Annotated in this window: 14 protein-coding genes and 1 pseudogene; 5 read left to right on the top strand and 10 right to left on the bottom strand. The window is 52.9% G+C overall.

Annotated features, from left to right (window positions below):
- Window positions 1-490: 490 nt before the first annotated feature.
- From ACJJU9_RS11565 to ACJJU9_RS11525, 9 genes are all read right to left on the bottom strand, one after another.
- Window positions 491-1,036, bottom strand: coding sequence for a hypothetical protein (locus tag ACJJU9_RS11565; RefSeq protein WP_407730792.1), 546 nt, complete (start codon window positions 1,034-1,036; stop codon window positions 491-493).
- The gene (locus ACJJU9_RS11560) at window positions 1,033-1,629 is read right to left on the bottom strand and encodes a recombination protein NinG (RefSeq protein WP_407730791.1); all 597 of its coding nucleotides are present in this window, start codon (window positions 1,627-1,629) and stop codon (window positions 1,033-1,035) included. The genes ACJJU9_RS11565 and ACJJU9_RS11560 overlap by 4 nt, the downstream gene beginning before the upstream one ends.
- Window positions 1,626-2,141, bottom strand: coding sequence for a hypothetical protein (locus ACJJU9_RS11555; protein WP_407730790.1), 516 nt, complete (start codon window positions 2,139-2,141; stop codon window positions 1,626-1,628). The genes ACJJU9_RS11560 and ACJJU9_RS11555 overlap by 4 nt, the downstream gene beginning before the upstream one ends.
- A complete protein-coding gene (locus tag ACJJU9_RS11550) occupies window positions 2,138-2,434 on the bottom strand; it encodes a hypothetical protein (protein WP_407730789.1) in 297 nt (98 codons plus the stop codon). Before ACJJU9_RS11550 ends, ACJJU9_RS11555 begins: the two co-directional genes overlap by 4 nt.
- A complete protein-coding gene (locus ACJJU9_RS11545) occupies window positions 2,431-2,619 on the bottom strand; it encodes a DUF1382 family protein (protein WP_407730788.1) in 189 nt (62 codons plus the stop codon). Before ACJJU9_RS11545 ends, ACJJU9_RS11550 begins: the two co-directional genes overlap by 4 nt.
- A complete protein-coding gene (locus tag ACJJU9_RS11540) occupies window positions 2,619-3,431 on the bottom strand; it encodes an ATP-binding protein (RefSeq protein ID WP_407730787.1) in 813 nt (270 codons plus the stop codon). Before ACJJU9_RS11540 ends, ACJJU9_RS11545 begins: the two co-directional genes overlap by 1 nt.
- Complete coding sequence (locus ACJJU9_RS11535) at window positions 3,421-4,218, bottom strand: YdaU family protein (protein WP_407730786.1); 798 nt, start codon at window positions 4,216-4,218, stop codon at window positions 3,421-3,423. The genes ACJJU9_RS11540 and ACJJU9_RS11535 overlap by 11 nt, the downstream gene beginning before the upstream one ends.
- 291 nt (window positions 4,219-4,509) lie before the next feature.
- Entirely contained in the window at window positions 4,510-5,130 is a 621-nt protein-coding gene (locus ACJJU9_RS11530) for a hypothetical protein (RefSeq protein ID WP_407730785.1), read from the bottom strand.
- A gap of 48 nt (window positions 5,131-5,178) precedes the next feature.
- Entirely contained in the window at window positions 5,179-5,415 is a 237-nt protein-coding gene (locus ACJJU9_RS11525; protein WP_331368589.1) for a hypothetical protein, read from the bottom strand.
- Window positions 5,416-5,526: 111 nt separating this feature from the next.
- On the opposite strand from ACJJU9_RS11525, the gene ACJJU9_RS11520 reads away from it, so the two are divergent.
- The 5 genes and pseudogenes from ACJJU9_RS11520 to ACJJU9_RS11500 form a co-directional block, all read left to right on the top strand.
- Window positions 5,527-6,372, top strand: a complete 846-nt coding sequence (locus tag ACJJU9_RS11520; RefSeq protein ID WP_407730982.1) for a helix-turn-helix transcriptional regulator — start codon at window positions 5,527-5,529, stop codon at window positions 6,370-6,372.
- A gap of 50 nt (window positions 6,373-6,422) precedes the next feature.
- On the top strand, window positions 6,423-6,629 hold the full coding sequence (locus tag ACJJU9_RS11515) for a hypothetical protein (protein WP_407730784.1): 207 nt from the start codon (window positions 6,423-6,425) through the stop codon (window positions 6,627-6,629).
- Between the two features lie 79 nt (window positions 6,630-6,708).
- Window positions 6,709-7,368 carry an ATP-binding protein gene (locus tag ACJJU9_RS11510; RefSeq protein ID WP_407730783.1) on the top strand — a complete coding sequence of 220 codons (660 nt, stop codon included), beginning with the start codon at window positions 6,709-6,711 and terminating at the stop codon, window positions 7,366-7,368.
- Between the two features lie 83 nt (window positions 7,369-7,451).
- Complete coding sequence (locus ACJJU9_RS11505; RefSeq protein ID WP_407730782.1) at window positions 7,452-8,774, top strand: DNA mismatch repair protein; 1,323 nt, start codon at window positions 7,452-7,454, stop codon at window positions 8,772-8,774.
- A gap of 319 nt (window positions 8,775-9,093) precedes the next feature.
- Window positions 9,094-9,231, top strand: a pseudogene (locus tag ACJJU9_RS11500) (transposase domain-containing protein); the annotation flags it as partial.
- A 44-nt stretch (window positions 9,232-9,275) separates the two neighbouring features.
- Here the strand turns inward: ACJJU9_RS11500 and ACJJU9_RS11495 are convergent.
- Window positions 9,276-9,896 (bottom strand): LysE family translocator, encoded by a 621-nt coding sequence (locus tag ACJJU9_RS11495; protein WP_153375377.1) that lies wholly within the window; start codon window positions 9,894-9,896, stop codon window positions 9,276-9,278.
- Between the last annotated feature and the right edge of the window lie 283 nt (window positions 9,897-10,179).

The following is a 10,179-nucleotide window of genomic DNA, read 5'->3' as shown; positions in this document are numbered from 1 at the left end:
AAGCGATCAGCTCTCGAGCCTCGGTAGTAGCTACACAGTCGTACGCTTGGGAGAGGGGCAAATGGTGCTCACGGCTGATGGTCAAATGATCTCCTGCAACAGGCAGTAATCTGTCGCATTTTGGGGCAATAAAAAACCCGACTCGATGGTCGGGTTTTTAGCGAGCCTGAGACTCAAATGAAATCGGCGGCAAGACCGCTTGCCAAGCAACTGCACCCTACGGCGTGAACGGTATCAACTACTGCTATTCCGAACGATTTAACCATAGAGCTAACCCCCTTCAAGGACAAAACCGCCTTGGTCGGCATTACATTATTAATGGCTTCTGATTTGATCGCGGCCAAACTTAACAACGCCAGGGTGCTTGTTGCCAATACTTCCGGGGTTGAACCGGCGCCTCCGAGAAAATGACTCGTCAATCCGTTACGCGCAAGATCGACAGGATGGGCAAATACTCTCTCACTTTCTCACTCGTTGCAATGGCTATTTGCTACGCCGCGCAACTTTCGATTAGACCCTCAGCCTCGAGCAGCTCCTCGGCAGCCGTCAGTGCGTTGTTTACCTGGTCATCTAGTGCCTTGCGAATCGACGAACGCCACCGGTAACGGGTGGATTCCGGCTTGCCGTCATTGTCCCAGTTGGTGATGTCGTACCAAGCTGCCGGCAGCACTGCAGCGGAGCGCTTGCCCTCGGCACCAACAACCTGCGGAATGGCCCAGGTCAGCACAGCGCACTCGCGAAACCGCTTCGGCGCAGGCGACCTCACCGAATTAAGCAGCTCCAGTATCGCGCCGTGCTTGCGTTCCACGTGGGTAGAGTACTTCGCTACTAGGGCGCGCCAGTGCGCCGAGGACAACGACTTATGCAAGCGACCGAATACCCAGCAGTCCTGGAGAAACGCCGCCTCCTTTCCGACAATCTCCCCTTTCTGCTTGGCGCACTGCACCTTGGGCTCAAAGTCGCAGCCGCCGGCCGAGTTGATTGTTTCGGCGGCAAGCGCCCGAACTACTGCTGAAACAACGTTTCGATAGGTCATGCCGCGGCCCTCTTCAGTTCTCTTGTTTTTGCCCGGTACTCAGCCTTGATGGCCTTGATCTCTTCGATGGTGTACTTGCGTACGCTCTTGTCAGCCTCCAGCGCATCAACTGCATCCTGGCCGATACGCGCGATCAGGCCGATCCGGTAATCCACGGCATTGCCCGACAGAAACCGGTTGTCCTGTTTGCTTTGAGCGTGGCAATTGCGCTCGTCGAATCTCAGGTGTGGCGCAGAACCAACGCTGCGGTAATGACCTGCATCTACCGCGTTGCCGCTCCAGTCCAACGGCTTGCCGCTGGATATGCAGAGGTGGCCTGCTGCCTGATCCCGGGCGCGGATAAACTCGTTGAACGCCTGCTGCGCTTCGCGCATGTGTTCGCCGCGAGACTTCAGCTTTTCCTTGCGAACCTTGATTTCATTGCGCTCAACCTGAGCCAGTGATTTGCGGGCCTTCTCCTGGTGGCGCGGCGCATCGATGATTGCGCAGGCCGGGCTGCATACCGACTGGCCGAGGCGTGCAGGTACGAACATAGATCCGCAAGTAGCAACGCGGCACTTCTTCGGCTTGGGCTGCTTGCGCTCAATGATCATGCGGCCTCCTTAAATGCTTCGAACTCAGCCATTTCGGTCAGGCGCTCTTCCGTGAGCGTCGGCCAGTCATGCAGAACCAAGTACGCGCAGCACTGCCGCCAGAAGTCCTGGAATGTCTCCTCCCCCATCGAGTCATAGGACAGGCTTCGCGGTGTCTTGCGGGTAAGCTGGCCAAGGCCGGGAATGTCGAACTGTTCTTCATCGCAATAAACGCCCGACTCCAGTTGCAGAGCCTTGATAGCGTCGTGGGACTGCTTGCCAGAAAAGCGGTCGATGTTCTGGCTCAGCACCCGACCCAAGCCGTGAACCAAGCCATTGAACCGCGGGTTGCGCGGCTGCTTGAGTTCGGCGCGGATCTTGGTGTTGATCCGGAAATCACGCTCGCGGAGGATCGACCGGTCGGCGTCAGAGGAAGGCACGAATGCAGCAACCTCTCGACCGGTGACAGGATCGACCAAGCGGCGCAGCATCAAGTACACAGGCATTGGGCGGAGCTTAGTAGGCTTAGTCACGACTTCACCTTCAGGCCCGTGGCCTTGATGCTCTTCTCGCACGCGCTGCGCATCCGAACGGCTGCGTTGTAGCCATCCATGTGGCTGTCATCTATGGCTTCTTCCGGTTCGTATGGCACTGGGGGAACTGGTGGTAGCTCAATCACCAGGGATTCGCGGGAGGCCCGCCAGCCATCCCAAGCACCGTTCGCGTAAGGGCTCTCGTAGTGGTCCAGGTGAGTGGATGAGCGGGTGAAGTCCATACCCCTGAATTGCGGGCTACTCTCAAAATCGTTGCGCATCTTGTCGGTCATGCCCGCTTCTCCGCTGCTTCTGCAATCAAGGCCATGCGCTCAAGGCGATCGGCTGCCTGGTTCACTAAATTCGCACCGTCCGCTTCATCGACAACCGGAATGCACACGAAATTGATTCCGTGCTCGGCCAGGGCCTTGGCGGCATCGAGGGCTTTGCGTAGCTGTACTGGGGTTGCTCGCCTCATCAAAATCCCTCCTTGCCGCGCTGCGACTCCCAGTTGAACGGAACAACGATCAAGCCACCCTCGCGCAAGCGATCAACGCAGCGCTCGCCCATTGCGGCCGGCAACTGCCCGGCAGACATGTTGGTAATCACCACAGTTGGGCGCCGCTGCTCGTACCGGCCGTTGATGATCGCGAACAGAGTGGTTAGCTCGAAATCGCTCGGGTTTTCCTTGCTCACGCCGATCTCATCCAGAACCAGCAGATCGGGATTGACCAGACTGGACAGAATGTCCGACTCGGATCGCTCGCTTTTGCGGTCGAATGTCGCCTTGATGGCCTGCAGGACGGCGCCGACAGTGCGGTACACAGCTGTGCGTGGGGTTGTGTGAAGCAGCGCGTTCGCGATGGCTGCGCCCAAGTGGGTTTTGCCAGTACCAGGCTTACCGATCAGCACCATGCAGCGCCCTGTTTCGTACATCCGGTCAAACTCAGCGACGTAGTGGCGGCAGAACTTCAGTGCGTGGCTCTGTTCGCCATGCTCGACGCGGAAGTTGTCCAGGGTGCTGCCTTGGAAGCGCAGCGGGATAAGCGCATCCCCAAGCTTGCGGGTCAGAGACAGGCGTTGTTCGTACGCGGCAGCGGCCTGAGCATTGGCTTCACGCTCGGCGGCTTCGGCGCGCAGGCACTCAGGACAACCGCCCTTCAGCTCGCGATTCAGGATCACGGTTACCTTCTGCTCGAAAGGCCCGTGCTTCTCGCAGTCGGCTGGCTGGGTGCGGACGTTGGTGCTCGTAACGGTGTCCGTGGTTGGAACGATTTTTTCAGAGCGCATAGGTGCCGTCCTCCCGACGAATCAGGCCATCGGTGTAGTCGCGGTCGGCAAAGCCGGTGTGGTGGGACTGGGGTTCGCGTTTCGGGAATGGACGGACGTTACTGGCGCGGTTCTTGTCGTCCTTGACCCACTTCACCAGCAGTGATACCCACTTGGACTGAACCTGCAGCAGGCCGGTGGTTTCATGATGAGCAGTGAACGGAGCCACGGCCTCCTTGGTGAACAGGTCGACCGATACGCCGAAGTGCACGCAGTAGGTTTTCAGGAGGTTGGAGTCAGGCATCCAGTCCAGGGTCATTTCGACTGGCGACTTTGGGTCGACAAGCTCTGGCTCTTTTTCTGGCTCAGGCTCGGGCTGCGAGTTTTCTTCGCCCGCAGAGAGAGAGTGGTTTTGATCCTTTGGTTCTTGGTTAGTGGTTAATGGTTCTTGGTTAGGTGGCGATTCGTTCACGGCTGGTGCACGCTTCGTGCGTTTAGCTGCTTCTCGCTTCTCGGCAATTTTTTTGTTCTTCAAGGCCATAGCGTGATAAGCACTGACCTCATCTTGAATGCGAGCCTGCACATAACGCCCGTCAACCAGTTCAAAGAACTTGCTAAGCACGAAGGTCACGGCAGCGATTTCTTCTGCTGATCGAGCCCAGCACCAGTCAATAGCCTCATCCATGGTGGGGAAGCGTTCACGGTCGTAGCACGCATCCAGCAGAAGCGTGTACGCACCGTGCTCAAGCATGGAGAGCCGCCCGGCCTTCTTGTGATAATCGCCTATGTTGCGCTTGAAGTAATGCATCAAGACCGCCCCTTGCCGATTAGGTCGGCCCAATCGTAGATGCGGTCTCTCAGCCGGTGAGGCTGTGCGGCGCGCGCAGTTGTTTCCCGCGCCTCGTTTTTATGTAAGGAAAATCGAGGCGCGAGATTGTTGGAGCTATTGATATGTGGCTGCGTTTGCATATAATCGATCTCACATAGCGTTAATGAACTAGCCGACCTCGACCGTCGGCTTTTTTGTGCCTGGTTTTCAGATCCGCTTAATTCACAGTGCAAACCCGATGGGCACCGATTTCCGCGCATGCGCGGAAAATCAGGAAACAGATTTCAAATTTCGCTGGGCCACCGCGAGCAACTGCTCAGCGCGGCGCCCCAACTCACCTGCCTTCGCTTCAACTTGACGGCACTGCTTGGCGAATGACGGCAAGAGCGGTAGGTCTTGCTCGCACATAACCTGGTCGTCGAATACCTCGCTGCCGGTGTTGATCACGTCACCAAAGGCGCGAATGAGCGCGCCAAAACTCTTGTTGGCGCACTGGTCGTCGGTCATATGGCGGGCGCCGGTCAGGCCATAGCGGCTGGCCAGCTCGTTCACGCAGTGATCGCGGTATTCCGGCTCAAGGGCGTTGACCCACGATTCCTCCAGCCAAGACGGCATTTCCTGATCCCCTGACAGCCAGCGCTGAACGCGCTTGAGCCAGCGGCCGGTCGCCTTGATGAACTCGCTCACATCGTTCATGCGGGCCAGTTCTTCGAAGTCGGGGACTTTGGCGTCCTTAATTTTTTCAGCAGGAACAGTCAGATAAATTTCCCGACTCAGCGCCTGGGCAAAGTCGTCCTGGCTCAGGCTGGTTCGAGCAATCTGGTTTGCTGCATGCGCAACCAGGACCTGATCACGGGTTTGCGCTGTGTGTCTGGAACTGGACGTTTGCATGAGGTCCGCTCTCTTTTAGTCTGGCTTCAATGGAAAAGTGGATGAGGGTCAGGCGGCGCCGCGCAGAACCTTGTGCGCCAGATCGAGAAGATCCGGTCGCAGGCCTGCAATGGTGATCTCGCCACCAGAGGCGTCTTGCAGGCGCTCAGCAAGCTCGGCGGAAGCCTTGCGGTGACCGCCCGCCAGTTGCCAGAGATGGCCTACCGTGGTCTTTGCGGCGTCCGCGACAGCCTTGCGCCGATCATTTGGAGCGCTGGCTAGCCAGTCACGCAGATGCACATTCATTGGATTCTCCTTACACATAAGCGAAATTTAGCTCATGGCTAATATCGCAGCAAGGAATATTTAGCTTTGAGTACATTTAGCATTGAGCTAAACGCTGGCATTCTTGAGCGCATGGATATTTATGCGATTCGCAAGCAGCAATTAATCAGCCTGATCGGCAACCAGAAGAAAGGCGTTTGTGCTGAACGCTGGGGGATGGCGCCTGCGCATCTGAGCCAGATCCTGTCCGACAAGACCGTCAAGAACCTGGGTGATGACGTAGCACGCCGGATTGAGGCCGTTGAGGGGCTTCCAAGGGGGTGGTTTGACTCTCTGCAACCAACCGACGAGCGCGACCATGCCGCTTCGCCAGAATCCGAAAGCAATGCATCAGTAAAAGAAACGTCATCGCCATTGAGCGCTGCTGACCAGGTGAAGCAGATGCTTGCCAAAGTCAAAGGTCTTTCGGGCGAGATTCGAGAAAAAATCATTGCCGTTGCTGACGGGGCAAGCGATGGGTTGGCTGTCGATTACTTCAAGCCAGGCCAAGTCGGTGACGAGGTTTGGATTGCCCATTACGACGTGCGCGGCGCAATGGGTGGAGGGGAAGTTCCTCACGACTACCCAGAAATGCTCCAGGACGTCAGGGTGAGCCCTCAACACCTGCGCGAAATGGGTGTTGAGTTCAAAGAGCACTTTCATCTGAAGGTTGTTACGGGCTGGGGCCAGTCCATGGCGCCAACGATCAAGCATCGCGACCCCCTGCTGGTAGATGTAACGATTCGCGAGTTCTCAGGGGACGGGATTTACCTGTTTTCTTGGCAGGGGCACCTGTACATCAAGCGACTGCAAATAGTCGATGAGGATCACTTCGAAATGATCTCCGACAATGAGATGCATCGCCCCCGCCAGATTCGGAAAGATGACACATACATTCACGCGCGGGTACTCCTGGTGTGGAATGCCAATCTGGTGTGACCCGATACAGGGCTGCGCTTCTTTACTGACGAGAACAGGAGCCCTACCCCATGCAAAACGCACCTGGAACTGACGGCATAGCCAAGTCATACGAAAACCTGCATGACCACAGCCAACAAATGCGGGTTAAAGCATGGGTACAGATTCAGGCGGGCAACCTGGAGGAAGCTGAAAAGCTTCTGTTCTTAGCCGATAAGTATGATCGGATGCTGGTGAAGGTGCTTGCGCGGAACCATTCGGTTTGGAAGCGGGAGTGAGCCAGGCGGGTTATGCGGATGAGGTGAAGGTTGGAAAGATTTGCGCCATGCGTAGCGAGATCTACATCCAAGCACGGGCATGGAATGCTCATTAAACTTAAATGCTGAAATACCTGCTCTAACGGGCGCTAAAACTGAGGATGACCAATTGACCATGGATTTTGTCGCCCGAGACTTTTCTGGATCTAACACCATCACGCACAGTGGCATCACTAAGCATTTCAAGAATGTTGAGCCTTGGCAGGCTCTAGCTGAGCTTGTTTGGAACGGTCTAGACGCCGGAGCAACAAACGTCCAGATTGAAATTGAAAGTACGGAAATAGGTGGTACTGTTTCAGTTGCTATTTTAGATAATGGCATTGGAATCAACATTGATAAGCCAGACGAAAATTTCCGCAGATTCAACGACTCATTAAAAAAAGACTCATTTGACTCTCATGGATCTCAGGGGCGGGGGCGACTCGCCTTTCACAAAATATGTCATAGCGCGACATGGTTTACTCGCTTTGAAGGAAGTGATGCTCGAATTGTTGTACTGAGTAGCAATCTAAGCGCAGTTGATGGCAGAACCATCAAACAAGATGAGCAACACACCCTGCTTTCCAACTTCAAGTCTGGCACATGCGTCACCCTGACAAACTTTGAAAAAAATCTCCCAGCCGACAGCTTCTTAATAAAAGAGTTCAGCAAAGAATTTGGGCCACACCTTGTATTAATGCCGGAAAAAAAATTACAATAAATGGCATTAAAATCCTACCGCAATCTCACACAAAAACCTCACTTGCAATCAAAACAAACTCTGCAGTATTTGATGTAGACCTGGTGCAGTGGGATGAAAGGCCCGGAACAGAAAAATCATATCTTTACTTCATATCCAGCAAGCTGAAAACAATTTACAAGCAGTACAGTAGCCTAAACAAGAAAAGAGATTATTATACCTCCGTTTTCATCAAGTCTTCTTTTCTTGAACGCTATGCTAAAGAAGATGATAGCTTGTGCGAGCCTTTTAGTTCTTTCTTGATTTCCGAAGATTTTCGGCTTCTCACTAGAGACTTAAATGCATTCTTAAGGCATTGCTATGCCGAATTTCTAGTTGGTAAAGCACAAGAGCAGATTGATGCTTTTGAAAAAGCTGGTGATTTTCCAAGTTATGAGGGGCTCGACCATAGCGAGTCCACATGGCGCTTATCTCATGTTAAAGAGATCGTTAAGGCCGTATTAATTAGAGAGCCAAAATTATTCATTGGCGGTAATAAAACCCAGCGCAGACTAATTATAAGATTATTAGACAGACTGTCGGTTTCAAACGAAAATAGTGGCATATTTGATGTACTCGAAAGCGTACTTAATTTGGATGCCGCAGCCATGACTCAACTTGCAAGTCAGCTAAAGAAAACAAAGCTCGACAATATTATCCAAACCATTGAATTATTACAGCATCGCGAGTCGGCAGTTAGCCAGCTTAAGGAAGTCATGAACATCCATTATAAGGATGTCTTAGAGACCCCCGACTTACAAAAAGTTATTGAAAACAACACTTGGTTGTTTGGACCTGCTTACGAAATACTCGGAGCGGAAGAGGACACATTCACAAATACAGCAAAAAACCTACGTTCCAAAATTAAAAATATCAGCGAGGTTACTATCGAGGATTTGGCCAGCGATGTAGAGATCGACGGTGCGAATCGACAAGTTGATTTGCTTTTAATTCGTAAAAAATTACAACTCGATGCAAGAGGTAGAAAATTTTTCAGATGCGTGATAGTTGAGATAAAGCGGCCTGGGGTATCCCTAAACAATAAACATCTGCAGCAACTTGATGAATATGCATCGATTCTAAGTCACTACCCTGAATTTAACAGCGACCTTACGAGATTTGAATTAATTCTAGTAGGGCGCAACATTTCTAAAGACGCCTATTCTATCCACAGCCGACTGAAAACTTCACAGCTGTACGGCGAGCCTGGCCTTGTTACAAGCGATGACAAAATAAAAACCTATATTAAAACGTGGCCGACCATTTTTGATGAGTTTGAAATCAGTAATGACTATTTGTTAGACCGGCTGAAAACTCAGCGCGCCTCACTGTCATCCTCATCGAAAGAAGAGCTTCTCGAAAGCCTTCAAAAAGAGACAGCACAATAAGTCTTAGCGGAGAGCTCGTCGCCTCGGCGGGCTCGGTTTCGAATGCCAGAAAGGCGCGACTTCTTCTTCCTGCTCAAGCTCGACCGTCTCGGCGATAACTCCCAGCACCTCTTCCCGCTCCCTATCCCCCTCCGCATCCAGTCGATGGATTGTGATCCAGCCCAGCGGCGGGCTTCTTGTATCTGCCCTACCGCTTGCCTGCCTGTTCATATACCGAACTACGCTCACGCTTTCCAATGGCCAGCACCAGGATGACAATCCGTTCATTCTCGGTGCGATAGACCAATCGATACCTGCCCCTTTAATTTGGCCTTTTAGACTAATTCGGCCGGCGCGCATGAAAGGGCATGATACGTATGCTCATTTTAGGGGAGTACTGATACGACTGCCGACGCAACGGGCAAGTGAGATTGACCAGTTGCTGCCGCATCAGTGGTATCCGCTCGAGTCTTGCTAGGTGACTTCAACTGACGCTTACACTCCGACACCTAACAGAAGGGCTTAACGTTTACTGAAGGCGAGACGCGCCGCAAAAAGAACGAAGATCACTCCTGTTACACGATCCATCCAGGCAACCACCTTCTCACGCCGCAATATGCCGGCCAGCGGTTGGGTTACGGCGATTAGAATAATCGACCATAGCAATCCAATTACCACGTGAATGCTTACCAAGCCGAATGTCCAAGCAACCAACGGTTGGCCTTGGGGGATGAATTGAGGCAAGAAAGAGACGTAGAAAATACCAATCTTGGGATTCAGGATATTTCCCATCATTCCTTTCAGGAACCAGTTATGGTCTTGGTTTGCAGCTGCTTCGACAGCCGATAATGACTTACGCGGACGCAGAAGCATATTTAGTCCGAGCCAAGCTAGGTAGGCGGCACCGCAATATTTCAATACGTTGAACGCCAATTCAGATACGGCAATTAATGCGCCTAGTCCAAACGCCACAGCGGCGCCCCACAACAAACAACCTGTATTGATACCTAGTGCGGCGCGAAAAGCTTGCTGCTTTCCTTCCACCGTGGCCGTTCTCAATATCAACGCAGTGTCGAGGCCGGGCGTCAGGGTTAACAGCGTTGCTGCGAAGGTGAAAGTAATAAGGTTGTCAGCGATTGACATAGGAAGATGGCCTTGGCGTGGTTTAGAGGAGAGAGTTAACCTTAAAAAGCTACCCGTTAGAAGTCGCACCTCTACGCAGAATGGGCTCAATCTGACGATATAGGTGCTGTGAATCAGCACGAGTATCAGCCTGACCGGACAATGAGCTATCTGTTTGACAATAAGTCTATGCTTCTCGGAGAGAGATGGTTGGCTAACGAGTCGATCCTTTTTTGTATCCACATTGCAATCCGTCTCATCTCGCCTAAGCTGAAAACACCAAGATTGAACCTCCACTCGCTTG

The organism is Pseudomonas helleri, from assembly GCF_045830615.1.
Lineage (GTDB): Bacteria > Pseudomonadota > Gammaproteobacteria > Pseudomonadales > Pseudomonadaceae > Aquipseudomonas > Aquipseudomonas helleri.
This window is presented reverse-complemented; position numbering and strand designations above follow the sequence as displayed.